Here is a 25,346-nt window from a genome sequence, read left to right on the forward strand (position 1 = left end):
CAGCGCGGTGGCCTCTATGAAGTCTGAATACGAACTGTCCCTCAAAGATTACCTGGCAATCATCAAGGAAAGAGCCCTGCTGTTGGGGGTCAGTATCGTGGTCATTCTTGCACTCACCGTGGCAGTCGCTGTCACGGTCCCTCCCATCTACCAGTCGACCGGCACCATTCTGGTGGAGTCACAGCAAATCTCGCCAGAGCTGGTGTCGGCAAACAACAACAGTTTTGCCGATGAACGCATCGAAGTGATTCGCCAGCGGGTGATGACCCGCGAGAACCTGTTGCGCATCATCGACAAGTACGGCCTGTTCGCCGACAAGGGCAAGCAATTCAGCGAGTCGGACAAGATCGAGAAGATGCGCAACTCCATCGTGGTCGCCACCGTCAGTACCTTCGTGAAGGGACGCGGCGAGGCAACGGTGGCTTTCAATGTGTCCTACGAGGACAAGCGTCCAGAAGTGGCCAAGGAAGTGGCCAACGAACTGGTCACGCTGTTTCTCAACGAGAACGTCAAGCAGCGCACCGAGCGGGCCAGCGAGACCACCGAGTTCCTGACCCAGGAAGCGAACAAGTTGGGTGCCGAACTGGCGAGCCTGGAGAACCAGCTGGCCGACTTCAAGCAGGCCCACGCCAATGCCTTGCCGGAGCATCAGGAGCTGCGCATGAGCATGCTGTCGCGCTCCGAGCTTGAGTTCAGGGAAGTCGACCGTGACTACAAGGCCGCGCAGGAAGAGCTGCGTTACCTGGAGCTGGAACTGTCCGCTGCCAAGGCCGGGTTGACCGTCAAGCCGGACAACGGCAGGAGCGTGGCAGATCAACCGCAGGACCTGGCCAGCCTCAAGGCAGAGTACGCCAGGCTGCTTGGCAGGTATAAAGATGCCCACCCTGACGTACAGGCGGTCAAGCGCAAGATCCAGGCACTTGAAACCGCCGGCGGCAATGGTATGGCAGTAGCTGAGACGAATCTGGATGCAGCCCGGGTGCGCACGCGCATCGAGGCTGCGCAATCACGCATCGCCTCGCTTGCCGAGCAAAAGCGTCAGCTGACCAAGAAGATCGAAGGCTACGAGGCGGAGATTCTTGAAGCGCCTCAAGTCGAGCGTGGCCTGGTGACGTTGATGCGCGATCACGATAACGCGCGCAAGAAGTACGAAGAAATTCGCGCCAAGGAGATGGGCGCGAAAATCACCGAAAGCCTGGAAGAGGAAAACAAGGCGGAACGTTTCGTGCTGCTGGAACCGCCGCTGATGCCGGAAAAACCCGTCAAGCCCAACCGCAAGAAAATCGTTGCCTTGGGGGTATTGCTGGCCCCGGCCGGTGGCGGTGCACTGGTGATGTTGCTGGAAATGCTCAATCAGCGCGTACGCGGTGTGGGTGCCCTGGAAAGCGTGGTGGGCAAGCGTGTGCTGGTTGCAGTGCCGTTTATCTCCACCCAGGCCGAGCTGGCCCAGCGCAAACGCTCGCGAACCCTGATGGTGGTCGCCGGGTTGTTGTTGGTTGCTATCATATTAGCGATGGTCCATTTCTTGTACATGCCGTTGGACCTTCTGCTTTTCAAAGCTATGGCTCGGTTTGAATAGGGAACAGCAGCGATGGACAGAATTACGCCGGCTTTTGGAAAACCCCTGCACCAGGTATCGCCCAACGCTTCGGACACGCCGCTACCTGCGGTCGAGCAAACCGAAGTACTTGGCCCATTCGACTATGTACAAACCACCGTTGTGCCGCTGCGGGCCGAGCACCTCGAGCGACACCGAATCGTGGCGTACAACAAGAACTCGAACATGAGCTGGGCCTTCGACCTCCTGCGTACCCAGGTGCTGCAGGCCATGGAGGAAAATGGCTGGCGCACCTTGGCCATCACCTCGCCGACACCCGAGGCAGGCAAGACGGTGCTGGCAATCAACCTGGCGATGAGTATCGCCCATCACACTACCAAGACCGCACTGCTGGTGGACTTCGATCTGCGCCGTCCAAGGGTGGGTGCCAGCCTTGGGTTGCCGATGGGCAAGGCCATGAACGAACTGTTGTCTGGCAAGGCCGGGCTGGAAGAGGTGCTGGTCAACCCAACGTTGCCGCGCTTCGTGGTGCTGCCGACCCGTGAGCCGATACCGCTGTCCACCGAGGTGTTGTCTTCGCCTAGGGTGACCAACCTGATCGGCGATCTGCGCGATCGCTACGACTCGCGCATCTGTATCTTCGATCTGCCACCGCTGCTCAGTTCCGACGACGCCATCACCGTGCTGCCGAAGTTCGACTGCGTGCTGTTGGTGGTGGCCAATGGTCAGAACAGCAAGAAAGAGATCGAAGACTGCCTGTACCACTTGGGTACTGCCAACCTGATCGGCGCGGTACTGAACAAGGCAGAGCCGCAGACTCGCTCCTACTATTGATTGAAGGCGACCGGCATACCCTTGGCAGTCAGTGCCAGGGGTACTGCTGCTCCCAACTCCAGGCGTGCGAGACGATTTGCTCCAACGCGGTGAATTGCGGTTTCCATCCCAGCACGGTTTCCGCCTTGCCGGCATCGGCGACCAGCGTCGGTGGGTCGCCGGCCCGGCGCGGCGCCTTGTTGACGTTGATCGGCCGACCAGTCACCGCGCGGGCAGTGTCGATCACCTGCTGGACGGAAAAGCCTTGGCCGTTGCCCAGGTTGAAGACCGTGCTGGTGCCGCCCTTCAACAGATAATCCACGGCCAGCGCGTGCGCCGAGGCCAGATCGTTGACATGGATATAGTCACGGATGCAGGTGCCATCGGGGGTATCGTAGTCATGGCCGAACACGGTAATCGCCTCGCGTCGTCCTGACGCGGCCTGCAAGATCAACGGGATCAGGTGGGTTTCCGGTTCATGGCACTCGCCGATCTGACCGCCTGGGTCTGCGCCGGCGGCGTTGAAGTAACGCAGGCATACCGATTTCAGTCCATAGGCCCGGTCGAAGTCCTCCAGAATCTGCTCCACCATCCATTTGCTGCGCCCATAAGGGTTGATCGGCAGCTTGGGGTGTTGCTCGTCGATGGGGGTGTACTGCGGGTCGCCATAGACGGCAGCGGTGGAGGAGAAGATCAGGTGCTTGATGTTCGCCCGTACCATGGCATGCAGCAGGGTCAGGGTGGCTGCCACGTTGTTCTGGTAGTACTTGGCAGGGTCGGTGACCGACTCACCCACCTGGATGTGGGAGGCGAAGTGGAAGACCGCATCGAAAGGGGATTCGGCGAACAAGGTGTCCAGTGCGTGCTTGTCGGCGACATCCAGCCCGACCCACTTGATGTCAGGGCGTGCTTGCGCGATATCCGCCACGACCACCTCGTGACCTGCGTCCGCCAGGTACTTGACCATGTGCGAACCTATATAGCCTGCGCCTCCGACAACCAAGTACTTCATCCAATCCTCCTGGAACAGATTCAGTGTTGAGGGCCTGCCAATACAGGTCTTTTCAGAGCGTAGAAGGCCGAATGGCCTATTTCAAGAACAGCCAATTGGCCATGTGCTGGCCGTCGAAGTTCAGGGTGTAGCGGCCATTTTCGTAACGGGCTGGAAGCACTGTTTCTTGTCCCGAGGCACTGCGGGCATAGGCCTTCAGGCCCGGCGGTGCGGCGATACTCAAGGCGCCGACCAGGGGCTCGACATAGAACGGGGTGCTTTTGTCTTCCTTGGGCACGGCCCGCGTGCCGAGCGAGACCAGCAGGCTGTGCGACTGGCCGAGCGGCTGGTTGTCCAGGCTCTGCACGGCCACGCTGGCATAGGGCGTCTTCAGTTGCACCTGAAGGTTCGACAAGCGGGTCGAGCGGCCGCCGAGCCAGCCGCTGGCGACCTGGGTCTTGGGCGTATCGATGGTGTAGAGGCCTTGCTGCCAATTGCGCGTGATCTCACCGGTATCCGTGGTGGCCTGGGTGGCATTGTTGTCGAGCAGCGACTGCTCAGGGTCATGCAGCAACTGGGCGTTGGCCGGGATGTCGCTTTGGGCGAGCCATGGCAATTGCGGCGTTTGCGGCAGGGCGATCTGCAACATGCCTTTTTCCATGGCGGTACGCAGCAGCACCGAATCACTCGGTGAGATCGAGCGGTTGAACAAGGTTTCGACCGACGGGGCGAAGACGTAGCGGGTCTGCGCCTGCTGCACATCGCCGCGTCGATACAGCAAGGCCGCCGCCGGGAGGGTGGCGATCAGGGCAGGGTCGTTGTAGGCATGCCAGTTGTCCGCCGTTTGCCTGCCATCGCCAAGCCCCTCCTGGCTATAGGCATATTGCATCAATGCGTCCCAGCCCTGATGGCTGGCGGTACCCGCCACGATCAAGGGCAGTGAGTGGCGATCGGGGAGCGGGAAGGGCTCGTTGTTCCACTCCGTGACGGTCAATGGCTTGCCCACTACCTGGGCGGCTGCCAGCCAGTCGACCAGCCCATCGCTGGTCAGCGGGTTTTTTTCCAGCTGGCCGATGCCGCCGTAGCTGTGAACGTCGATCAGATCGCCCGTGGTGAGCGCCGGCAGCGAACTCAAGCCATTGCCGCCCCAGCTACTGGTAGTGGCGATGGGCACTTTCACGCCGATCTTGCGCAGGTGTTCGATCATCTCGACATCGAAGCGATGCTCCAGGTCGTTGAGGAACAGCTTGGCCGGGCCATGCTCCCAGGCGCGCCAGGTGGCGTCCTCCGGCAGGTCATGGCGACTGGCAAACGCCTTGGCCTCATCCATGTAGAGCCGGCTGTGTCTGGGCACATTCTTGTCGGGCAACAGCGCGTTGCCGAAGTGATGGGTGATGTCGTTCTCGTTGGTGATCAGCACCGCCGCGATGGCGGGGTCGTCCTTGTAGGCCAATTGGGTATAGGCATTCACATGGTTCAGGTACTGCTCGGCGAACTGCTTCATGCGTTGTTGAATGGTGACGTTCACATAGGCGTAGCCTTTGAATTCGGCTCGCCCGTATTGTTTGGGCAGTTCATCGAAGCCATAGATGCCGTCGCTGTCCATCAGCGAGCGCTGTACGTGCAGGTCGAGCCACACATAGATGCCTTCCTCCTTGAGGCATTTGATCCACAGATCGAGTTTTCTCAGCGACTCGGCATCGAGTTGCTGGGTGTTCTTGATCGTCCTGCCATCGCCGAAGATGTTGGGCAGCACCCAGAGTGAGTCATGGTGGTGCAGGCGCACGAGGTTGAAGCCCAGTGCCGATAGGCGCTTGGCTTGTTGCTTGATGTATTGGTCCGGGGTGTCGAACAGGGCAGAGGCCGACAGGTTGGTGCCCCAGAAACGCACGGGCGTGTTGTCGGCGAACACCAGTCGTTCACCGTCAGCCTTGACGAAGCCGTGCTTGCCAGCTGGTTTTTCTGCTGCGTTGAGAAACGACAGGTCGACCGGCGAGGTTTTCCAGTCCAGCTGGTCTTGTGGCCAGCTTTTCGGGTCGCTCAGGCCAAACCGTTCGGACTGGGTCTGGCCGATGGCGATGTCGCCCGTCACGTTCAGCACCGCGTTGATCTGTTGCCGGCCTGGGGTTATCTGGCGGTCATAGAAGAATGCGCGCACCTCATCCGGGTTGCCACGCTCGAAGTACACCTTCGCCAACGGTGGTTCGAAGCGCATCTCGACACGGCGTTTACCTTCCGTACCCCAGGCCCAGCCTCGATTGCCGGGGAGCAATTGCGGTGCACCCATTTCGCCGGCGAACAGCGACGGGTCGAAATTGAACACCAGGCCGCCGCCCATGACATCGTCGTGCCGTTGCTCGGTCTGCAGGTCGAATGCCCAGGTCAATGATTGCGGGGTGTCCTTGCGGATGTCTGCGACGAGCTTGAAGTTCAAGTCCTTGTTTTCACCGGCGAGGGTGTACTGCTGCGGGGCTTTGACCGTGAAGGTGGGGTAATAGCCGGTCCAGTTCCACTGTTGTGCGAAGAAACTGAACTTGGCGATCATCGCCGGCCCGCCACCCCGGGTGATGTTGGGCAAACCGTTGCGCTCTTCGATGTTGACGGCCCAATCGGACGACCACGTTGCCATGGGCAACGAAACCAGGCCAAGCAGGGCCGTGGCCCGGATGAGGGAATGTAGGGGGCTTCGTGTCATCGAGTTTACCTGGCTTGAAGGCGGGCATGGGGCAACTCGGCGGCCTGCTCTTGCCGGAGCTTGCGCACCATATGGATGTAGGCCACACCCAGCCCGCCAACGGACCAGTAGATCACCGGAATCACGGTGATGCTGCTGACGGTAAAGATAATGACCATGATGCCCAGCAGCGTGGCCAGCAGCGCCCTTCCTAGAAGGCGTTGTTTATCGTCCTTGTCGGGGAATGCCCGCATCGATCTGCGGATGCCCATCAGGATGACCACGAAGAAGGCGATGAACAGCGCAAGCCCCACCATGCCGACCCGCAACGCCAGGCTGACATAAGTGTTGACGATATCGATGATGCCTTGGCCCTGGATCATCGACTGCATCTCGGGGGTGCTGCGGAAGTCGAACGAGCCGAACCAGGGGTTGCGCTGGATGACGATCCAGGAGTTGTCGATCAGGCGCTGGCGGTAGGTGATGTTCTCGGTTTCGATGTTGCCAATGAAGGGCAGCAGGTTCAGCACTTTTTCTCCGCCCGGTATCACGGTGAGCAGGGGCACGCACAGCACACCGGCCAGGCCGAGCAGGATGAAGCGCCTGACCGCGCCCCGGCCTGTGGCGATGAAGGCCGCGACGATGACCCCAGCGCCGATCCAGGGGCCGCGCGACAGGGGCGCGAACAACCCGGCCGCCAGCAGCAGGGCGCCCAGGTAGCGATGGATGGGTTTGCGTACATAGGCCTGCACGAACAGGAACAAGCCAATCGCCACGCTGATCACGTAGCCCAGCACGATGGCCTGGCCGGTGGTGGCGCTCGCGCGCAGCGAGCCGCCACGGCTCAGGTAGCTGCTCATGCTCCAGGGCACGCCCATGGCGTCGGTCAGTGCGTTGTACAGCAGCCAGTGACGTGCGTACTCGGCCACGCCGATGATCGACAGTAGGAACGAGGCCAGCACGAAGGCCAGCAGGGCATCCTTGAAGTCTTCCAGGTCCTTCAGCGCGCGGCTGGCGACGTAGTAGGGCAGGAACATGTCCACATACAGGTACAGCGCCTGACGCAGCGTGTCGGTGACGGTGGTTTCGCGCAGCGACAGTACGCACATCAGCAGCATGCTCGCCGCCAGCAACTTGTCGGGCCAACTGCGACCGAAGGGTTGGGTGTCGCCTTGCTTGCTCAGTGCCCATGCCGCGGGCAGTAGCACGCAGAGGGTGAGCAGGCGCACATGGGTGAGGTCGACCAGGTAATTGATCAAGCCAAAGCCGGGTATCGGTACAGCGGCCGGTGGAATCAGGAACAACAACATGAAGAACAACGCCATCGGGTTGCGTTCGCGACGCCCGGCCAGGCTCATGATGACCGCACCCGCCAGGGCATAAAGCCAGAAACTATGGGAAAAGAACGCCAGCAGTGTCAGGCCGAACCATAGGTTACGGCGACGTTTGAAGTCCCGCTCCGGGATCAGGTCTGTCGCTGGTCGGCGCGCCAGCACGAATACGACGCACGCCAGGAACAGAATGACGATCAGGGCACGTAAATGTTCAGGCATTGGCTGAGGGCACCTATCCCTTGGTGGAGGTCGGCTAGCATCATGGCTGATTGAAACTATAGTGAACTGTAGCGCTATCGGTTGGAGATTGAAGCCGTGCCGGCGATTGATCTGCTGGCATTGGCGAACCTGCAGCAAGCCGGTCAGGGCTCGGCATAGAAACGGGCACCGAGGCAGGATTCGCGCTTTCCAATGGCTGGGACGCCTCTCGATAACACTTGGCATAGGTCCGGGGATCATGGGGAAGCTTCAGTTTTGTGCGCCATTTCTGGGTCGTAGGCGGTTTCTACGCAATTGCGTCCTGCTGGGCATTGGGGGCGCGGTATTCGGCACCGTTTCGCGGGCGACGCCAAAGCCGCAGGCCAAGTCCGAGTTCGTCGTCATCAATGGATGGGTATTGCCATCTCAGTACTTCCGGGACGGGCAGGCATGATCAAGGACTATCAAACGCAAAAAGAACTGCGTGACGCCTATGATTTCTGCGTTGTCGGTGCAGGCCCGGCCGGTATAACCCTGGCGACACGCCTGGCCAAGGCCGGTTGGCTCGTGGCGCTGCTGGAAGGCGGCGGAGTCGAACACTCGGAACGCTCCCATGCGCTCTACACGTGTACGTCCACAGGCCTTGAGTTGTACCCGGCCGAGACACGTCTGCGTTTTCTGGGGGGTACGTCCAACCATTGGGCGGGCCGCTGCCGTCCTTTCACACCCTCCGATTTCGCCGTTGCGCCCCCCGGCGACTTGCCGGGTTGGCCCATCCCCTATTCGGAGGTGGAGCGCTACCTGCCAGCGGCGATGGACATTGTCGACCTGCCTAAAGGGGCCGACTTTCGCCCGATAAATACCGGCCTCAAAGGCGGTGATTTCGAGGCTGACGTGTTTCTGCTCAGCCCCCCGACGCGCTTTGCACAAAAATACGAAGCGGAACTCAAGCAGACCGATGGCCTGGATGTGTTCATCAACTGCAACTGTGTCGACCTGGAGTTCGACAGCGCCTCGGGCAGCGTGACAGCCGTGGTGGTGTCGGACTACGACCGTCAACGCGAGCGTCTGAAGGCCAAGCACTTCATCCTGGCCACGGGCGCCATCGAGAACGCCAGGCAGTTGCTAAACAGCAAGTCCCTTCAGCAGGCGGGTATCGCCAACAAGGAAGGTTGGGTCGGGCGTTGCTTCATGGAGCATCTGAATGTCGACCTAGGTTCTTTCATCCTGAAGGAGGGGCAAGCCACCGACCGCCGCCAGTACTACACCACCGATGCTTTCGTCGCCGAGTATCACGCTGGCAAGGGCAATGTTTCGGCGACCGTGGTGGAGGAGGTGCAGACCTACGGGCGGACCGCCGAAGTCAAGAACTTCCTCGAGAACCTGGCATGCGATTGGGGCGTGGCCAGCAAGATCGAATGGATTGCACAGTTCAGTTGTCCAGGTGACGGCGTAATCGGGACGATGATCGAGCAGTTCCCCAACGCGCAGAGCCGGATCTCGCTGCTGGATGAAAAAGACGCCCTGGGCATGGCCAAGGTGAATGTCAATTGGGTGCTCAGCCCTACCGATCGACACACCATCAAGTGCATTGGCAGTGAGCTCGCCAAGCAGTTCGCCGAAGCACAACTTGGCTTCGTCAAGCTCAACCCATTCGTCTACGACACCTCCATACCCCTGAAAATGTCGCCGCACGCCCATCACATGGGCACAACGCGCATGGCTGCATCGGCGCAGCACGGGGTCGTGGATACCGACTGCAAGGTTTTTGGGACCGAGAATCTCTACGTGGCAGGGAGCAGCATCTTTGCCACCGGCGGGGCTTCGAACCCGACCATGCCACTGCTGCAATTCGCGCTGCGGCTGGTGGATCACCTCAATGACAAGATGCGCACGACGAGCCGAACGGTTGTCTGAAGGAGGGCAATGGCGCCAGTGGGGCGCGACAGCGACAGCGCGGTTGATAACGGGTTGAGTGCGAGGCGGTCAGTACCAACAAGAACGAGACCGAAGTCGCCTCAGGGACAGTCCATGATCGCATTACGTGCGAGGCCAGCAACATGATCGGATGGATACGCAGCGCTTTGAAGCATTACGCACTCTCAACAGGACGTGGCGGTTCGCTTTACAAAAAGATTTGCCACCCCAATGCCAGGGATTGGGGAGAGTACCTGACACGCTGGGGCAAGTTCTACTCGGTTGGGGGCAACCTGCATGTGAACGTGGGCTGCAACGTGACGGACCCTGTGCTGGTGCGTCTGGGCACCAACGTGGGGCTGTCGGACTGTACCCTTTTGGGCCACGATGGCGTCGCCGCCTTGATTGGCGTGTGCTATGGCAAGCATCTGGATTCGGTGGGCTATATCGACATTCGCGACAACTGCTTCATCGGCCACGGGGTCATCGTCATGCCCCGGGTGACCATCGGGCCCGACTCGGTCGTTGCCGCAGGTGCCGTGGTCACCAAGGACGTCCCGCCCGGAACGGTGGTGGGCGGCAACCCGGCCAAATTCATCTGCACCACCGAAGAACTGATCGAGCGAGTAGAGCGGCGCTGTGAGGCATACCCGTGGGCCGACCTGATCAAGCAGCGCAAAAGTGGCTATGACCCGGTAATGGAGCCGAAGCTGGCGGCCATGCGGCGCGAGTATTTCTTCGGGGAGGGCAACAATGGATAGAAAGCCCGTCGATGTGATGGTGGTGAACTTCAACACGGCATCCTTGCTGCAGCCGATGTTCGATGCCCTGCGCAAGGCCAGGGGCGAACAGCTGGCAAGTTACCTGGTGGTGGACAACGCCTCGGTCGACGACTCGGTGGCGCGCATGGCCCAGGTCTGCCCCCAGGCATTGTTGGTCAGCAACAAGCACAATGTCGGTTTTGGGCGGGCCAATAACCAACTGCTGGAACACCTGCAGGGTAAGTACGCGCTGTTGCTCAATACCGATGCATTCGTGGCAAGCGACACCCTGGACAAGACTCTCGAATACATGGAGGCCCATCCGGAGTGCGGTGTGCTGGGCGTACGCCTGGTGGGGCGTGACGGTGATCTGCAGCCCTGTTGCCGATACTTTCCGACCCCTTTGAACATCTTCGTCTCCCGAACCGGGCTGGACCGGTTCTTCCCTGGCTTGAAGATGGTCGACGAAATGAGCTGGGACCACGGCACGGTCCGCGAATGCGATTGGCTGCCGGGCTGCTTCTACCTGGTTCGCCGTGAAGTACTCGACCAGGTCGGTCTGTTCGACCCTCGCTACTTCTTGTATTACGAGGAAGTGGACCACTGCAAGCGCGTCAAGGAGGCAGGCTGGAAAGTGGTGTTCTACCCGCACACCACCGTGGTGCATATCGGCGGCGAAAGCTCCAAGTCGGTGGCGGAACTGGAGGCGGCCAGCCGGCAGATTTCCACCTATCAGATTGAAAGCGAACTCCTGTACTTCCGCAAGCACCACGGCGTCACGGGGTTGATCCTGCACATGCTGCTGGTCAGTCTCGGCGATGCGATCCTGGCCCTCAAGGCGCTGTTGAAAGGGCGTGGCTGGGCGGCTATCAAGGCGTGCTGGCTGCATACCCAAGCCACCTGGTCGTCACTGTTCGCGACCCGGTTCGCACGCCAACCCACACGGTAGGTTAAACCATGTTCGAGAACATTCGTGCCGACCTGCGAGCACATGGTGGAGATTGGGGGGCCCAGGGCTTCTGGGTTCTGCTGGTCTACCGGTTCGGTCGCTGGCGCTACGGTGTGCGCCCAGCGATCCTGCGCAAGCTCTGCTCGTTGGTCTACAGAGTGCTGTTCAAGCTGATTCAGATCATCACGGGGGTTGAGTTGCCCTGCGAGGTGGTGATAGGCCGCAATTTCGTCATCGACCATTTTGGCGGCATCGTGATCAGCGGCTACGCGCGCTTTGGCGATGACTGCCGGATTCGCAATGGGGTGGTGGTGGGCTTGAAGAATGTGGAGGAGCCCATCGCGCCGGTGTTCGGCAACAATGTCGACATTGGCACCGGGGCCAAGGTGCTGGGCAATATCCGCATTGGCAACAACGTACTGATCGGCGCCAATGCCGTGGTCCTCACCGACGTGCCGGACAACTGCGCGGCGGTGGGTGTCCCGGCCACCATCAAGGCGAGAAAGCCGGTCGAGGCCAATTTGTGTTCCTGAGGTAGCCGCAGGGCAGCGCGGTAAAAGGCGTGTTTCGTTCAAGGCAGACGAGTGAGGCCCAGGGTGACAGGCATCGGAGTCGTGATAATCGGCCGTAATGAAGGGCTGCGCCTGGAGCGTTGCCTGGCCTCCGTGGCAGGCTGTGCGGACACGGTGGTGTATGTCGACTCGGGGTCCACCGATGGCTCGGTGCAGCACGCCTTGGACCAGGGTGTCGAGGTGGTGTCGCTGGATCTGTCCATCCCGTTCACAGCAGCGCGTGCACGCAACGAAGGCTTTGCCCATTTGCACGGGGTAATGCCGTCGCTGCGCTTGGTACAGTTCGTCGATGGCGATTGCGAAGTGGTCGCCGGTTGGCTTGAGCAAGCCCAGGCTTTTCTGCAGGCGCATCCAGAGGTTGCCGTGGTCTGCGGTCGGCGTCGCGAGCGGTACCCGCGGCATTCGATCTACAACCTGTTGTGCGATCTGGAATGGGACACACCACTGGGTGAAACCAAGGCGTGCGGGGGCGACGCGCTGATACGTGCCGAAGCCTTCCTGGCGGTGTCGGGCTTTCGTGCCGACCTCATCGCCGGCGAAGAGCCCGAGATGTGTGTGCGGCTGCGCGCCGGCGGTTGGAAGATCTGGCGACTGGGCGTGGAGATGACCCTGCACGATGCCGACATGACCCGTTTCAGCCAGTGGTGGCGGCGGAGCATGCGAGCGGGTTACGCCTTCGCCCAAGGGGCGCACTTGCATGGCGAGACGCCCGAGCGACATTGGCGCAGAGAATCTCGTCGGGCCTGGTTCTGGGGCCTGGGGCTGCCGCTGGCCAGCGTGGTGGCCAGCCTGTCGTTGGGCAGTGTCGGGCTGCTGCCACTTCTGATCTACCCTTTGCAGACGATGCGCCTGGCACGCCGTGGTGGGCGAACATGGCGTGAGAACTGGCTGCAGGCGGTGTTTCTGGTGCTTGGGAAGTTCCCCGAGATGGTGGGGCAGGCGAAGTTTCTTTTGAACAGGTTCGGCGCTGGCAAATCCGCGCTGATCGAGTACAAGTGAGAAACCCATGACATATCGGTCGATCGTGAAAAGCGTGCTCACACTGCAGCCCGGTTACTCGCTACGGGCACTGAACAACAAGCTCAAGCTGGGAATACTGATCATCAAGCAGCGGGAAGACCTCAAGGCCTTCGTGGCGCGCATGTCGGCAGCACTGGGCCCCAAGGGGTTCAAGGCGCTGGGTTTCGACAGCATTGGCGTGGTGCAGTGGCCCTACATCAGCAAGGCGTGGGAAGCGCCGCAGCGGCTGGATGCGGTAGCGTCGCACTATGAAGTTGTCGCCGAGCAGTTCCCGAGGCTGTTGCTGATGGGGCGTGACGAGCATCAGGTGCTGTGCGATCTGTCGGGGTATTCCAGCCAGTGCACCCTGGTGCTGGACCGGCCTGTCTGGTTCCGGCGCGAGGGGGAGTTGGTGCTCAACCTGTTCCAGGGCGACCTGCGTGTGGCATCACTGGCCTTCAGCCTTGGCGGTACCGGGGGTGAAGTCTTCGTGCTGATCGGTGCCGTGCAGGGAATACACAAGGGTATCGACAGCGAAAGGTCGTTGAGTATCTACCGGGACCTGACCAAGGATTTCGAAGGGCTGCGCCCGAGAAGTTTTTTGATCGAAGTCCTCAAGTGCCTGGCCAGAACCCTTGGCGCTGCCCGTATCTATGCGGTCGGTGACCGCTATCGGCACCATCGTCATCGCTATTTCGGCGCCGAAAAGGCCGACGATCTGGCGGCCAACTACGACACCATCTGGCTGGAGAACGGCGCATCGCCGTCGGAGCGCGAGGACTTCTTCACGATTCCGCTGGAGGCCGCCAGACGCTCGGCCGACGACATCGCCCCGAAAAAGCGGGCGATGTACCGCAGGCGTCACGCCATGCTCGACGATGTGTTTGGCCATATCGAGGGCATGTTTCCCGTTCAACCCGCAGCCAGGCCATCACCACTACAGCAGGGACAGGAAACGTTGCATCACCTGACGAAATCGGGGGACAGGCCAGTGACCAACAGCCTGGAGTAACGGGCTGGAAACGACTGAGCAAGCCTGGTCATTCATCACGCGGGCATCGACTTGGATTCCTATGCGCATTGCTTATTTCATCAATCAGTACCCGAAGGTCAGCCATAGTTTCATTCGACGGGAAATCCTCGCCCTGGAACGCCAGGGCATGGAGATCCAACGCATCGCCCTGCGTGGCTGGGATGCCCAATTGCAGGATGACGAAGACCTCGCAGAACGCGACAAGACCCTCTACGTGCTCAAGGACGGCCTGAAGGGGTTGTTCATGCCGTTGTTTGAGGTATTACGTGCCCAACCGCGGCGCTTCATGTCGGCGCTTGGCCTGGCGCTGCGCCATGGGCGGCGGGCCGACCGCCCCTGGCCGTACCATCTGGTCTACCTGGCCGAGGCCTGCCGTGTAGTGCAGTGGCTGCAGGCATTCGGCGCCGAGCACGTGCATGCGCATTTCGGCACCAACTCCACTGAAGTGGTAATGCTGGCCAACGCCCTGGGCGGGCCGAGCTACAGCTTCACCGTGCACGGGCCGGAAGAGTTCGACAAACCGCAGTTTCTCCATATGGGCGAAAAAGTGCGGCACGCCGCCTTCGTTGCCGCGGTGAGCTCCTATGGGCGCAGCCAGCTTTACCGTTGGGTAGCCCATGAGCATTGGGCGAAGGTGAAAGTGGTGCATTGCGGCCTGGAGCGCTCGTTCCACGAAGTGCCAGCGGTCGACGCGCCGGCGGTGCCTCGGCTGGTGTGCGTGGGGCGGCTGTGCGAGCAAAAGGGGCAATTGCTGTTGCTGGAGGCTGTACGTCTGCTGGCGGCACGGTCGGTGCCGTTCGAGGTGGTACTGGCCGGCGACGGTGAGATGCGTCCACCCATCGAAGCTTTCATTGCGCAGCATGGCTTGCAAGGGCAAGTGCGCATCACCGGCTGGATCAGCAGTGCCCAGGTCCGTGAGGAGATCCTCGCCGCCCGGGCACTGGTGCTGCCCAGTTTTGCCGAGGGCCTACCGGTGGTCATCATGGAGGCGATGGCCTTGCGCAGGCCGGTGTTGACGACCTACGTGGCCGGTATCCCCGAACTGGTCCGCCAGGGCGAGAGTGGCTGGTTGTTCCCGGCAGGTGCAGTGGAAGAATTGGCCGACGCCATGGCCGAATGCCTGGACCAACCTGCCGAGGTACTGCAGAAAATGGGCGATGCGGCGTATCGCCGTGTGTTGCAGCGCCATGATATCGACACCGAAGCGGCCAAGTTGGCTCATTACTTCAGGACCTGCGCATGATTACCGTGCTGGGATGGCTGTTGGTGGCGGTTTCACTGGTCATGCTGCTGCCAGTGCTGGTGCTGTTCACCCAGGTGCTGGCGGCCTGCCTGCCAACACGCTCACCGCCGGTGCTGGCCGGGGCGCGCCCCCGCGTGGCGGTGCTGGTACCGGCGCACAATGAATCACCGGTGATTCGCGCAACGCTCGACAGCATCCGCCCGCAATTGCGCGAGGGCGATCGGTTGCTGGTGGTGGCGGACAATTGCACCGACGACACAGCGGCACTGGCGCGTTGCACGGGGGCGCAAGTGGTCGAGCGCCAGCATGCGCACCTGCGCGGCAAGGGTTATGCGTTGGACTTCGGCGTGCGCCACTTGAAGGATGACGCGCCTGAGGTGCTCATCATCATCGACGCCGATTGCCGGGTGGCAGAGGGTGCTATCGAACGTCTGGCGTGCGCCTGCGCTGCAGCCGATCGGCCGGTGCAAGCGCTCTACCTGATGCATGCACCCCAGGGGGCGGGGCTGAAGGTTCAGGTCGCCGAATTTGCCTGGCGTGTGAAGAACCTTGTGCGCCCCCGGGGCTGGGCTCGATTGGGCCTGCCGTGCCAGCTCATGGGAGCAGGGATGGCATTGCCCTGGCATGCGCTGGCCTTGGTCGACTTGGCCAACGGGCATCTGGTCGAGGATCTGAAGCTGGGCTTGGATTTCTGCCAGCGCGGCAAACCGCCTGTGTTCTGCAGCGATGCGCAGGTCACCAGTGTCTTTCCAAGCAGTCAGGAGGGTTTGAACACCCAACGCACCCGTTGGGAGCACGGTCATCTGGGCGTGCTGCTGGCGGATGCCCCCAGGCGACTTGCGGCTGCCTTCACGCAACGCAACGGCGCACTGCTGGCCATGGCCCTGGACCTGATGGTGCCGCCGCTGGCGCTGCTGACGCTTTCCTGGGTGGCGCTGTTCTGCATTTCATGGCTGGCGGGCGTGTTGTTCGGGACCTGGCTGGCGGCCGTGATCGCCAGTGCTGCGATGGGGCTGCTGATGGGGGCGGTGTGGCTGGCGTGGTGGCGCTTCGCACGGCGTTTGATCTCGTTTTCGGTGCTGCTGTACGCACCGTTCTATGCCGCCAGGAAGATCCCCCTGTACCTGGGTTTTCTGATCAAGCGCCAGGTCGATTGGGTGCGCTCGAAGAGGGACGACGGCTGATGGACAAGCACCCCTGGCAACAGCGCTGGAAGACGATCCTCGGCAAGTTGCGGGTGGTCAGCGATCCGGCGGACGAGCAGCGGATACTGGCAGCGCTGTCAGCGCCACTGGCGCCGACCGTGCTGGGTTTCGTCAACGCCCATGCCATGAACCTGGTGGTGGGTGATGCGCAATACGGCCATGCGTTGTCAGGCGCTGACGTGCTGCTGAGGGACGGGGCAGGCATGTCGATCCTCTATCGCCAGCTGGGCCTGGACCCTGGCCTGAACATGAACGGCACCGACTTCATCCCAAAACTGTTGCAGAGCTACAAGGGGCGTCGCGTGGCGTTCTGGGGGACCCAGGAACCCTTCCTGAGCCAGGCGGTGGCACACGCTGCGAGCGTTCATGGCGTAGTGCCTGTTTCGATTCACCATGGTTTCGCCGATGCCGACACTTATCTCGAACTGGCGCGCGAGGTCCGCCCGGAGCTGATCGTTCTGGGCATGGGCATGCCTAAACAGGAGGCCGTTGCCGTCCAGCTGGCGCGGGCTGCCTCGCCGTGTCTGATTGTCTGTGGTGGGGCCATCCTGGATTTCCTAGGGGGCAAGGTCACCCGCGCGCCCCGCTGGATACGGCGCCTGGGCGGCGAATGGGCGTTCCGCTTGTTCAGGGAGCCTAAACGGTTGTTCGTGCGCTATGTGCTGGGCAATCCGCTGTTTCTGCTGCGCACCTGGTTGCTTAGCCGGCGGGGCGTGTGAACCGGCCAAAAGCAAGGGCAGGAGGGCACTGCGACCACGCGGGTGACACGGCGCTGCTACAGTTGATTACAACCGCCTCGTTGGCGGGCTGGGGTGGGGCTTTCATTGGGCGTCGGGCTTTCAGGCACTGAAAGCGGCTGTTGCGCCCGTTGAATCGGATGCAAAGACGTTTGCTACGCTCACATAGATGAGGTCGGAGAATGGTTTTCGAACCCAGAAGCAGTCGCTCCTTACTCCAGCGCAGAAGCAGCGTCAGCAACGCCATTCAAGCTGGCCTCGATGGAATCGCCGTCACCGGTATCGCCTGGTACTTGATCTACACCCAGTTCGGCTACATCACTTCCGACTACGTCATCATGCTGCTGTTGCTGATCGGCGCGCTGGCGGTGGTCTACGACCACTATGCGATCTACCGCAGCAATGCCAAGCTCAGCATCAAGGCCTTCAGGCTGTTCAAGGCTTGGTCGGTCACGTTCTGCTTTCTCGTGGTCATGGCGTTTCTCACCAAGCAAAGCGAGACCTACTCGCGCTTACTGGTGGGCAAGCTGTTCGTGATCGGTTACTTCGCCCAACTATTCCTGCACATCGCCGTGTGCGAGGTACAAAAGCGCTTCATGACCCACGGGCTGGACAATGCCCTGATCATCGGCACAGGGGAGCTGGCCAACTTCCTGCATCAGAAGATCAGCAACAACCCTTGGCTTGGCGAGCGGGTAGTGGGCTGTGTGCTGATGGAGGCGGGGCAGGACAATGGCAAGGACGGCGTTGACGGCAAGCAGCGCTTGCCGGTGCTCGGGCATGTGGGTGACCTCGATGAAATCGTCACGCGCCATGCGGTGCGCACGGTCTACCTGGTCACCCCCTTGGGCGGATCGGAGGTCATCAGCGAGGTTTACCTCAAGCTGCTCGACAGGTGCATCGCCGTCAACTGGGTGCCTGACATTTTCTCGCTGCGCCTGATCAACCACAGTGTGCGTGAAATTGCCGGTATTCCCGTGTTGACCTTGTCCGAGACGCCGTTGACGGGGATGAGCCTGTTCCTCAAGAACCTGGAGGACAGGGTGCTTGCCGCGCTGATCGTGCTGTGTGCATCACCGGTTCTGTTGGCGATTGCCGCTGCCATCAAGCTGGACAGCCCGGGGCCGGTGTTCTTCCGCCAGGAACGCACCGGCTGGACCGGCGAATCGTTCCGCATCTGGAAGTTCCGCAGCATGCACGTCCACCAGCCGGAAGCTGGCGTGGTCAAACAGGCGCAAAAGAACGACCCACGGCTGACCCGGGTAGGCGCATTCATCCGCCGCACCAGCCTGGATGAACTGCCGCAACTGTTCAATGTGCTGACAGGTGAAATGTCGCTGGTGGGGCCGCGTCCCCATGCCCTGCAACATGATTCGCTGTATTCCCAGGACATCGTGGATTACTTCGCGCGCCACAATATCAAACCGGGTATGACCGGTTTGGCCCAGGTGCGCGGCTTCCGTGGGGAAACCAAAGACATCGAACAGATGATCCAGCGCGTGGACTCCGATATCGAGTACATCAACAACTGGTCGTTGTGGTTGGACTTCGTGATTCTGGTGCGAACGCTCAATGCCTTTACGGGCAAGCACGCCTATTGAAGCCATCAGGGCTGCCCAGTCGCAGCTTGAAGCTTCCGCTGAGCATTGCTTCAGTCCTGAGCGTGCAGAGGGTGTAACGCCCGAAACCCTTCGGCTTCTTCGACCAGCCAGTCATGCACCGCACGCGCCCCTGGCTGGCTCAAACCGCCAGGCGCGTAGTGCAGGACATAGCGTTTGTGGTTGGCGATCGGTACACCGAACGGCACGATCAGCGCGCCTCGTTCGAGTTCGTCGTTGAGCAGTGTGCGCCGGGCGATGGCGACGCCAATGCCGGCAATGGCGGCTTCGATGGTCAGGTGGTTGCGGTTGAAGGTATGGCCGCGGCGTACATCCAGTCCACGGGCACCAATGCCGTCCAGGTAGAACTCCCACTCGGCATACTCGGAACTGCCGCGCCAGGCCGTGATGTCGTGCAGCAAGGGGTAGTGCACCAAGTCCGCTGGCCCGTGCAACGGTGGGCGCCCCCTTAACAGCGCGGGCGAACAGACCGGGAAGATCTGCTCGTCCAGCAATGGCGTCGACAGCATGCCGGGATAGCTGCCGTCGTTCAGGTCGATGGCCAGATCGAAATCATCCGGGTGCAATGCCTGGGCACTGTCCTCGGCCACCAGGCGCAGTTCGATATCCGGGTAGCGCTGTTGGAAGCGTGGCAGGCGAGGGGTGAGCCATTTAGCCAGGAAGGAAGGAATCGAACGCACGCGCAAGGTGCCACGAATCTCCCCGGCATCCAGGCGCAGCAACTCGGCCTCGATGCTGCCATAGGCTTCGGCCACGGTCTGGGCCAGGCGCTGGCCCTCGGCACTCAGTTCCACGCCCCGCGCCCGGCGCAGGAACAGCTGGTAACCCAGGCGCTCTTCGAGCTGGCGCATCTGCTGGCTGACGGCGCCGGGGGTGATGTGCAGTTCCTGGGCGCAGCGGGTGAAAGACAGGTGTCGGGCCGCACAGGAGAACACATGCAGCCAGACGAACATCTGGCCATTGAGTTGTCGTCTCATCGTTTAGTTACGCTAAAGCCTTGCTTAGAAAGTTTCGTTGGTCATCCGAAAGTATGCGCGGCAGTATCGCGCAACTTCGTATCACCGTTCAATTTTTCGGGAGGTCCGTGCAGCGGCGTACGTGGCTGGCACGGTCAGGCATTAGCATGACTATCAGTGTTTTCGACCTATTCAAAATCGGCATCGGCCCGTCCAGCTCTCACACAGTGGGCCCGATGCGCGCGGCGGCAACCTTTGCCCTGGCCCTGCGTGAGCAGGGGTTGCTGGGGCGGATTCGTCGGGTGCAGGTGCGTCTTTACGGCTCGCTGTCGGCCACCGGCGTGGGTCATGCTACAGACCGCGCGTGCCTGCTCGGCCTGATGGGTCAGTGGCCGGACCGCATCGACCCGGCAACCATCGAGCCGCGAATCGGGCAACTGATGCAAGAGCGATGTCTGATGCTCGATGGCAGCCACCCGCTTGCGTTCGACTATGACCGCGACATGCTGTTGCTGGACGAAAGCCTGCCGTACCACCCCAATGCCATGACCTTGGAGGCACAGGGTGAACAAGGGCTGCTGTTCAGCCAGACCTACTACTCGATTGGCGGTGGCTTCATCGTCGAGCAGGGCGAAATCGACGCACCGCGCGACGACGCGCATCGCGTTACCTTGCCCTACGAGTTCTCCAGCGCCGACCAACTGTTGGCCTTGTGCAAGGCCCACGGCCTGAGTGTCAGCCAGTTGATGATGGCCAACGAGCGCGCCTGGCGTTGCGAGGAGGACGTGCGCCAGGGCCTGTTGGGTATCTGGTCGGCCATGCGCGAGTGTGTCACCAATGGGCTGCGCAACGAAGGCATCCTGCCGGGCGGGCTAAACGTCAAGCGCCGCGCCGCACGCCTGCACCGCAGCCTGCAGGAGCTGGGCAAGCCCAATGTCATCGGCTCGACCCTGAGTGCAATGGAGTGGGTGAACTTGTTCGCCCTGGCGGTGAATGAAGAAAACGCTGCCGGTGGTCGTATGGTCACTGCACCCACCAACGGTGCGGCAGGGATCATTCCGGCGGTGCTGCACTACTACATGAAGTTCAACCCCGACGCCTGCGATGACGATGTGGTGGCATTTCTGCTGGCGGCCGCTGCGGTTGGCATCCTGTGCAAGAAGAACGCGTCGATCTCGGGTGCCGAGGTGGGGTGCCAGGGGGAGGTGGGTTCGGCCTGCTCGATGGCTGCCGCCGGTCTGGCCGAGGTGCTCGGCGCCACTCCCGCGCAACTGGAGAACGCTGCGGAGATTGCCTTGGAGCACAACCTGGGCCTGACCTGCGATCCGGTCGGTGGTCTGGTACAGGTGCCTTGCATCGAGCGCAATGCCATTGCTGCGGTGAAGGCAATCAATGCCGTGCAGATGGCCCTGCGCGGCGATGGCGAGCATTTCATTTCCCTTGACCGCGTAATCCGCACCATGCGCGACACGGGGGCAGACATGCATGCCAATTACAAGGAAACCTCGCGAGGTGGTTTGGCGGTGGCGTTCGTGGAATGCTGAAGACGCGCTGAAATATGATTGTAAAATGGCATGTAAGACAATAGGTTACAGTCGATACTTTGAGTAAATTATCGGAAAAGTATCTACTTAAAGTCATATCTCAGATCTGGTGCTTAAAGCATTGAATGTATTGCTGATAAGTCGGAGAGGCTGCACCGCGTCGAGTTCTTCGCGGGTAAACCCGCTTTTGCCTTGATCGGCGTGGAACAACCGAAGGAGCGAGCCTTGTTCGCGATGCGTCGCGTAAGCAGCGCTCGATCCCACGCCAGCCCCATATCGGCGAACAAAAAGAGCATCGCGGGCGAGGCTCGCTCCCCCAGGGTGAAGCGGCCTTCTTAACCGAGTACCTCCCTCAAGCGGTACCACAGCATCCCCAATGCCAGCAGCGGTGAACGCAGCGCCTTGCCACCCGGGAAGGTCAGATGCGGAACGGCGCTGAATACATCCAGCCCCTGGCTTTGCCCAACCGCAATCGACTCCGCGAGCAGCTTCGCAGTCCAGTGGGTCACGTTCAGGCCGTGGCCGGAGTAACCCTGTGCGTAGTACACGTTCGGATGCTGGCTCAAGCGCCCGACCTGAGGGAATCGGTTGGCGGTGATGCCGATCATGCCGCCCCACTGGTAATCGATGCGTACGTCTGCCAACTGGGGAAACACCTTGAGGACCTTCGGCCGCATGTAGGCCGCAATGTCCTTTGGATCGCGCCCCGAGTAGTGGCACGCGCCGCCGAACAGCAGGCGGCGGTCGGCGGTAAGGCGGTAGTAATCCAGGCCGACTTTCTGGTCGCACAGCGCCATGTTCTGAGGGATCAGCGTGCTGGCAAGCGAGTCGGGCAGCGGTTCTGTCGCCACCACATAGCTGCCAGCGGGCAGTACCTTGCCGCTCAGGCGCGGCTCCAAGTCGTCCAGGTGAGCGTTGCAACCCAATACCAGGCTTTGCGCGCGCACTTTGCCGCGCGCGGTGTGCAAGGTCACCGTGGTGCCATGTTCGATGCGCAGCACTGGGCTCTGCTCGAAGATCCGTACGCCCAGGGCCAGGGCGGCCCGCGCTTCGCCCTGGACCAGGTCCAGTGGGTGCAGGTGGCCGGAACCCATATCCACCAGTCCGCCGGCGTACTGGTCGCTGGCGACCACCTCATGCAGGTGTTCGGGGCCCACCAGGCGGGTTTCGTGGCGATAGCCAAGCGCTGCCAGTTCAGCTTGTTCATCCTGGAAGGCCGCGAACTGGGCAGGTGTGTTGGCCAGTTCGCAGAAGCCCCAGCGCAAGTCGCAGGCGATGGCATATTGTTCGATACGGCGGGCGACCAGGGCCACCGAATCGATGCCGGCGTGCTTCAGGTAACGCACGCCTTCCTGGCCCACATAGCGGGCGAACCCGCTGACATCGTGGCCGATACCGCGAATCAACTGACCGCCATTGCGCCCGCTGGCGCCCCAGCCGATGCGCCGGGCTTCCAGCAAGACCACCGAGAGGCCACGTTCGGCCAGTTCCAGTGCGGTATTGACCCCGGTCAGGCCACCGCCGACCACGCACACATCGGCTGTCAGTTCGGTATCGAGGCTGGGGTAAGGTGCAGTGCTACGCGCCGTGGCGGCATAGTAGGACGCAGTGTGTTGGGTATTCAGAGGCATGGCGCGAACTCGCTCAGCGGTTGGACTTGATCTTGCTCCAGGAGCGGGTCATGACACGCATGATCTTCGGGCTCGGCGTGCTCGACACATACAGCTTGTCGAGTACCTCCTGAGGCGGATAGATCTCGGGGTTGTTGACCAACGATTCGTCCATGTAGGCCTTGGCATCGGGGTTGGCGTTGGCGTAGCCAACCGTGGCGCTGACCTTGGCGATCACCTGTGGGTCAAGCAGATAGTTGATGAAGGCCAAGGCCTGTTCCGGATTGTTGGCATCCTTGGGAATGGCCAGCAGGTCGAACCACAGGTTGCTGCCTTCCTTGGGGATGCTATAGGCGATTTTCACGCCGTTCTTGGCCTCGATGGCCCGGTTGGCGGCCTGGAACACATCGCCGGAATAACCAAAGGCTACGCAGACATCGCCGTTGGCCAGGTCGGACACGTATTTGGAGGAATGGAAGTAGGTGATGGAGGGGCGCAGTTCCAGCAAGCGGGCCTCGGCTTTTTCATAGTCTTTCGGGTTTTCGCTGCGCGGATCCATACCCAGGTAGTTGAGCACGGCCGGGAACAGTTCGTCCGGCGAGTCCATGAATGCCACCCCACATTGCTTGAGTTTCTTGAGGTTCTCGGGCTCGAACAGCACAGCCCAGGAGTCGATCTTGTCGATGCCAAGCGCGGCCTTGACCTTGTCGACGTTGTAGCCAATGCCGTTGGTGCCCCACAGATACGGCACCGCGTACTGGTTGCCCGGATCGTTTTGTTCAAGTTGTTTCAGCAATTTGGGGTCCAAGTGCTTGAAATTCGGTAACTTGCTGCGGTCCAGTGGCAAAAAGGCGCCGGCCTTGGCCTGCCGGGCGAGGAAGTGGTTCGAGGGCACCACCACGTCGTAGCCGGTGCGGCCAGCCAGCAGCTTGCCTTCGAGGGTCTCGTTGGAGTCGAAGACGTCATAGACCACCTTGATTCCGCTGCTGGCCTGGAAGTCTGCCAGCGTGGTGTCGCCGATGTAGTCGGTCCAGTTGTACACGCTCACGGTGGGCTGGGCCTGGGCGGCCGCTGCGAACACCAGGGTGAATGCTGCGGGGATCAGGGACTGCAAATGACGCATGTCGACACCTCGTTGGTCTTTTTCTTTGAGTTGGGTGTAGGGGGCCGCAAGGCGGCCCAGCGCCCCGGTTCGTCGGGCGCTTGCAAGGCGGTTGGGGCGCTGGGCGCCCCGGGGAATCAAACGCTGAGCAGCAGGAACTCGCGCTCCCAGGAGCTGATCACACGCTTGAAGTTCTCGTGCTCGGCACGTTTGACCGCCACATAGCCCTGGACGAACTGTTTGCCCAGGTATTGCTGCACGGTTTCACAGTCTTCCATGTGCTGCAGGGCGTCTTCGATGGTGATCGGCAGGCGCAGGTTGCGTCGCTCGTAGGCGCGGCCCTGCACCGGTGCGCTCGGCGAGATTTTCTCGACCATGCCCAGGTAACCGCACAGCAGGCTCGCGGCGATCGCCAGGTAGGGGTTGGCGTCTGCGCCCGGCAAGCGGTTCTCCACACGCATGGCCTCGGGGCTGGAGGTCGGCACACGCAGGCCGGCGGTACGGTTTTCCTCGCCCCACTCGACGTTCACCGGTGCCGAAGTGTCGGGCAGGAAGCGGCGGAACGAGTTGACGTTCGGAGCGAACATCGGCAGCAGCTTGGGGATGTACTTCTGCAGGCCGCCAATGTGGTGCAGGAACAATTCGCTCATGCTGCCATCGTCGTTGGCGAACACCGGTTTGCCGGTGGCGATGTCGACCACGCTCTGGTGCAGGTGCATCGCGCTGCCTGGCTCATCGGTGATGGGCTTGGCCATGAAAGTGGCCGCCACGTTATGCTTGAGCGCAGCCTCACGCATGGTGCGTTTGAACACCGTGATCTGGTCGGCCAGGTCCAGGGCATCGCCGTGGCGGAAGTTGATCTCCATCTGCGCCGGGCCGTCTTCGTGGATCAGTGTGTCCAGGTCCAGCCCCTGGATCTCGCACCAGTCGTAAACGTCTTCGAACAGCGGGTCGAACTCGTTGGCGGCGTCGATGGAGAACGACTGGCGGCCGCTTTCGGCACGGCCCGAGCGGCCCAGCGGCACTTGCAGCGGCAAGTCCGGGTCTTCGCAACGCTGGGTCAGGTAGAACTCCATCTCGGGCGCGACAATCGGCTGCCAGCCTTTGTCGGCATACAGCTTCAGCACCTTCTTGAGCACGTTGCGCGGCGACAGCTCGATGGGGTTGCCGTGTTTGTCGAAGGTGTCGTGGATGACGATCGCGGTGGGTTCGATGGCCCAAGGGATCTGGTAGACCGCCGTCGGGTCTGGGCGACAGACCATGTCGATGTCGGCGGCATCGAGCAGGTTGTAGTAGATGTCATCGTCGACGTAGTCGCCAGTGACTGTCTGCAGCAAAACGCTCTCTGGCAGGCGCATGCCGCGCTCGTGAAGAAACTTGGCGGTCGGGGCGATCTTGCCGCGGGCGATGCCGGTCAGGTCGCTGATCACGCATTCGACTTCGGTGATCCGGTGTTCTTTCAGCCAAGTGGACAGCTGATCGAAGGGGGCGTTCATACAGACCTCTTGATTGGGTTTTTGTGGCGCGGTGG

Annotated in this window: 20 protein-coding genes; 13 read left to right on the forward strand and 7 right to left on the reverse strand. The window is 61.3% G+C overall.

The features are described from left to right. The first annotated feature begins 16 nt into the window (after window positions 1-16). Together IF103_RS11530 and IF103_RS11535 are read left to right on the forward strand one after the other, a co-directional pair. The gene (locus IF103_RS11530) at window positions 17-1,579 is read left to right on the forward strand and encodes a GumC family protein (protein WP_104881810.1); all 1,563 of its coding nucleotides are present in this window, start codon (window positions 17-19) and stop codon (window positions 1,577-1,579) included. A gap of 12 nt (window positions 1,580-1,591) precedes the next feature. Then, complete coding sequence (locus tag IF103_RS11535) at window positions 1,592-2,392, forward strand: CpsD/CapB family tyrosine-protein kinase (protein ID WP_202676128.1); 801 nt, start codon at window positions 1,592-1,594, stop codon at window positions 2,390-2,392. Between the two features lie 28 nt (window positions 2,393-2,420). On the opposite strand, the gene galE is transcribed toward IF103_RS11535, so the two are convergent. From galE to IF103_RS11550, 3 genes are all read right to left on the reverse strand, one after another. Further along, on the reverse strand, window positions 2,421-3,383 hold the full coding sequence (gene galE, locus IF103_RS11540) for a UDP-glucose 4-epimerase GalE (RefSeq protein ID WP_027907579.1): 963 nt from the start codon (window positions 3,381-3,383) through the stop codon (window positions 2,421-2,423). A gap of 76 nt (window positions 3,384-3,459) precedes the next feature. Further along, window positions 3,460-6,057, reverse strand: a complete 2,598-nt coding sequence (locus IF103_RS11545; protein ID WP_202676129.1) for a cellulase family glycosylhydrolase — start codon at window positions 6,055-6,057, stop codon at window positions 3,460-3,462. A gap of 5 nt (window positions 6,058-6,062) precedes the next feature. After that, window positions 6,063-7,589 (reverse strand): O-antigen ligase family protein, encoded by a 1,527-nt coding sequence (locus IF103_RS11550; protein WP_027907577.1) that lies wholly within the window; start codon window positions 7,587-7,589, stop codon window positions 6,063-6,065. A gap of 429 nt (window positions 7,590-8,018) precedes the next feature. On the opposite strand from IF103_RS11550, the gene IF103_RS11555 reads away from it, so the two are divergent. The 10 genes from IF103_RS11555 (at window position 8,019) to IF103_RS11600 (ending at window position 18,585) form a co-directional block, all read left to right on the forward strand. After that, window positions 8,019-9,485 (forward strand): FAD-dependent oxidoreductase, encoded by a 1,467-nt coding sequence (locus tag IF103_RS11555; protein ID WP_104881807.1) that lies wholly within the window; start codon window positions 8,019-8,021, stop codon window positions 9,483-9,485. Window positions 9,486-9,628: 143 nt separating this feature from the next. Continuing rightward, entirely contained in the window at window positions 9,629-10,246 is a 618-nt protein-coding gene (locus IF103_RS11560) for an acyltransferase (RefSeq protein ID WP_027907576.1), read from the forward strand. Beyond that, window positions 10,239-11,195: a glycosyltransferase family 2 protein gene (locus IF103_RS11565; protein WP_023380470.1), complete on the forward strand. Its 957-nt coding sequence runs from the start codon at window positions 10,239-10,241 to the stop codon at window positions 11,193-11,195. The genes IF103_RS11560 and IF103_RS11565 overlap by 8 nt, the downstream gene beginning before the upstream one ends. Window positions 11,196-11,203: 8 nt before the next feature. Beyond that, window positions 11,204-11,728, forward strand: a complete 525-nt coding sequence (locus tag IF103_RS11570) for a serine O-acetyltransferase (protein WP_027907575.1) — start codon at window positions 11,204-11,206, stop codon at window positions 11,726-11,728. 63 nt (window positions 11,729-11,791) lie between these two features. Further along, window positions 11,792-12,766 (forward strand): glycosyltransferase family 2 protein, encoded by a 975-nt coding sequence (locus IF103_RS11575; RefSeq protein WP_104883964.1) that lies wholly within the window; start codon window positions 11,792-11,794, stop codon window positions 12,764-12,766. Window positions 12,767-12,773: 7 nt separating this feature from the next. Next, complete coding sequence (locus IF103_RS11580; RefSeq protein WP_202676130.1) at window positions 12,774-13,778, forward strand: DUF535 family protein; 1,005 nt, start codon at window positions 12,774-12,776, stop codon at window positions 13,776-13,778. A 61-nt stretch (window positions 13,779-13,839) separates the two neighbouring features. Continuing rightward, complete coding sequence (locus tag IF103_RS11585; RefSeq protein WP_023380474.1) at window positions 13,840-15,042, forward strand: glycosyltransferase; 1,203 nt, start codon at window positions 13,840-13,842, stop codon at window positions 15,040-15,042. Continuing rightward, window positions 15,039-16,226, forward strand: coding sequence for a glycosyltransferase family 2 protein (locus IF103_RS11590; RefSeq protein WP_023380475.1), 1,188 nt, complete (start codon window positions 15,039-15,041; stop codon window positions 16,224-16,226). Before IF103_RS11585 ends, IF103_RS11590 begins: the two co-directional genes overlap by 4 nt. Beyond that, entirely contained in the window at window positions 16,226-16,966 is a 741-nt protein-coding gene (locus IF103_RS11595) for a WecB/TagA/CpsF family glycosyltransferase (protein ID WP_104883962.1), read from the forward strand. Before IF103_RS11590 ends, IF103_RS11595 begins: the two co-directional genes overlap by 1 nt. Window positions 16,967-17,166: 200 nt before the next feature. After that, window positions 17,167-18,585 (forward strand): undecaprenyl-phosphate glucose phosphotransferase, encoded by a 1,419-nt coding sequence (locus tag IF103_RS11600; RefSeq protein WP_104883961.1) that lies wholly within the window; start codon window positions 17,167-17,169, stop codon window positions 18,583-18,585. A 50-nt stretch (window positions 18,586-18,635) separates the two neighbouring features. Here IF103_RS11600 and IF103_RS11605 read toward each other — a convergent pair whose 3' ends face one another. After that, window positions 18,636-19,580 carry a LysR substrate-binding domain-containing protein gene (locus IF103_RS11605; RefSeq protein WP_202676131.1) on the reverse strand — a complete coding sequence of 315 codons (945 nt, stop codon included), beginning with the start codon at window positions 19,578-19,580 and terminating at the stop codon, window positions 18,636-18,638. Between the two features lie 146 nt (window positions 19,581-19,726). On the opposite strand from IF103_RS11605, the gene IF103_RS11610 reads away from it, so the two are divergent. Beyond that, window positions 19,727-21,103 (forward strand): L-serine ammonia-lyase, encoded by a 1,377-nt coding sequence (locus tag IF103_RS11610; protein WP_202676132.1) that lies wholly within the window; start codon window positions 19,727-19,729, stop codon window positions 21,101-21,103. A gap of 335 nt (window positions 21,104-21,438) precedes the next feature. Here IF103_RS11610 and IF103_RS11615 read toward each other — a convergent pair whose 3' ends face one another. The 3 genes from IF103_RS11615 to IF103_RS11625 form a co-directional block, all read right to left on the reverse strand. Beyond that, window positions 21,439-22,734, reverse strand: a complete 1,296-nt coding sequence (locus IF103_RS11615; protein ID WP_104883959.1) for an NAD(P)/FAD-dependent oxidoreductase — start codon at window positions 22,732-22,734, stop codon at window positions 21,439-21,441. A gap of 13 nt (window positions 22,735-22,747) precedes the next feature. Continuing rightward, window positions 22,748-23,836 (reverse strand): polyamine ABC transporter substrate-binding protein, encoded by a 1,089-nt coding sequence (locus tag IF103_RS11620; RefSeq protein WP_027907571.1) that lies wholly within the window; start codon window positions 23,834-23,836, stop codon window positions 22,748-22,750. Between the two features lie 116 nt (window positions 23,837-23,952). Then, window positions 23,953-25,311, reverse strand: coding sequence for a glutamine synthetase family protein (locus tag IF103_RS11625; protein ID WP_023380483.1), 1,359 nt, complete (start codon window positions 25,309-25,311; stop codon window positions 23,953-23,955). Window positions 25,312-25,346 lie beyond the last annotated feature (35 nt).

This window comes from Pseudomonas sp. SK2, from assembly GCF_016772395.1.
GTDB lineage: Bacteria > Pseudomonadota > Gammaproteobacteria > Pseudomonadales > Pseudomonadaceae > Aquipseudomonas > Aquipseudomonas taiwanensis.

Excerpts from the sequence above, each read along its gene's own strand:
- IF103_RS11530 (WP_104881810.1), top strand. The coding sequence starts at position 17 with ATGAAGTCTGAATACGAACTGTCCCTCAAAGATTACCTGGCAATCATC.
- IF103_RS11535 (WP_202676128.1), top strand. The coding sequence starts at position 1,592 with ATGGACAGAATTACGCCGGCTTTTGGAAAACCCCTGCACCAGGTATCG.
- galE (WP_027907579.1), bottom strand. The coding sequence starts at position 3,383 with ATGAAGTACTTGGTTGTCGGAGGCGCAGGCTATATAGGTTCGCACATG.
- IF103_RS11545 (WP_202676129.1), bottom strand. The coding sequence starts at position 6,057 with ATGACACGAAGCCCCCTACATTCCCTCATCCGGGCCACGGCCCTGCTT.
- IF103_RS11550 (WP_027907577.1), bottom strand. The coding sequence starts at position 7,589 with ATGCCTGAACATTTACGTGCCCTGATCGTCATTCTGTTCCTGGCGTGC.
- IF103_RS11555 (WP_104881807.1), top strand. The coding sequence starts at position 8,019 with ATGATCAAGGACTATCAAACGCAAAAAGAACTGCGTGACGCCTATGAT.
- IF103_RS11560 (WP_027907576.1), top strand. The coding sequence starts at position 9,629 with ATGATCGGATGGATACGCAGCGCTTTGAAGCATTACGCACTCTCAACA.
- IF103_RS11565 (WP_023380470.1), top strand. The coding sequence starts at position 10,239 with ATGGATAGAAAGCCCGTCGATGTGATGGTGGTGAACTTCAACACGGCA.
- IF103_RS11570 (WP_027907575.1), top strand. The coding sequence starts at position 11,204 with ATGTTCGAGAACATTCGTGCCGACCTGCGAGCACATGGTGGAGATTGG.
- IF103_RS11580 (WP_202676130.1), top strand. The coding sequence starts at position 12,774 with ATGACATATCGGTCGATCGTGAAAAGCGTGCTCACACTGCAGCCCGGT.
- IF103_RS11585 (WP_023380474.1), top strand. The coding sequence starts at position 13,840 with ATGCGCATTGCTTATTTCATCAATCAGTACCCGAAGGTCAGCCATAGT.
- IF103_RS11590 (WP_023380475.1), top strand. The coding sequence starts at position 15,039 with ATGATTACCGTGCTGGGATGGCTGTTGGTGGCGGTTTCACTGGTCATG.
- IF103_RS11595 (WP_104883962.1), top strand. The coding sequence starts at position 16,226 with ATGGACAAGCACCCCTGGCAACAGCGCTGGAAGACGATCCTCGGCAAG.
- IF103_RS11600 (WP_104883961.1), top strand. The coding sequence starts at position 17,167 with ATGGTTTTCGAACCCAGAAGCAGTCGCTCCTTACTCCAGCGCAGAAGC.
- IF103_RS11605 (WP_202676131.1), bottom strand. The coding sequence starts at position 19,580 with ATGAGACGACAACTCAATGGCCAGATGTTCGTCTGGCTGCATGTGTTC.
- IF103_RS11610 (WP_202676132.1), top strand. The coding sequence starts at position 19,727 with ATGACTATCAGTGTTTTCGACCTATTCAAAATCGGCATCGGCCCGTCC.
- IF103_RS11615 (WP_104883959.1), bottom strand. The coding sequence starts at position 22,734 with ATGCCTCTGAATACCCAACACACTGCGTCCTACTATGCCGCCACGGCG.
- IF103_RS11620 (WP_027907571.1), bottom strand. The coding sequence starts at position 23,836 with ATGCGTCATTTGCAGTCCCTGATCCCCGCAGCATTCACCCTGGTGTTC.
- IF103_RS11625 (WP_023380483.1), bottom strand. The coding sequence starts at position 25,311 with ATGAACGCCCCCTTCGATCAGCTGTCCACTTGGCTGAAAGAACACCGG.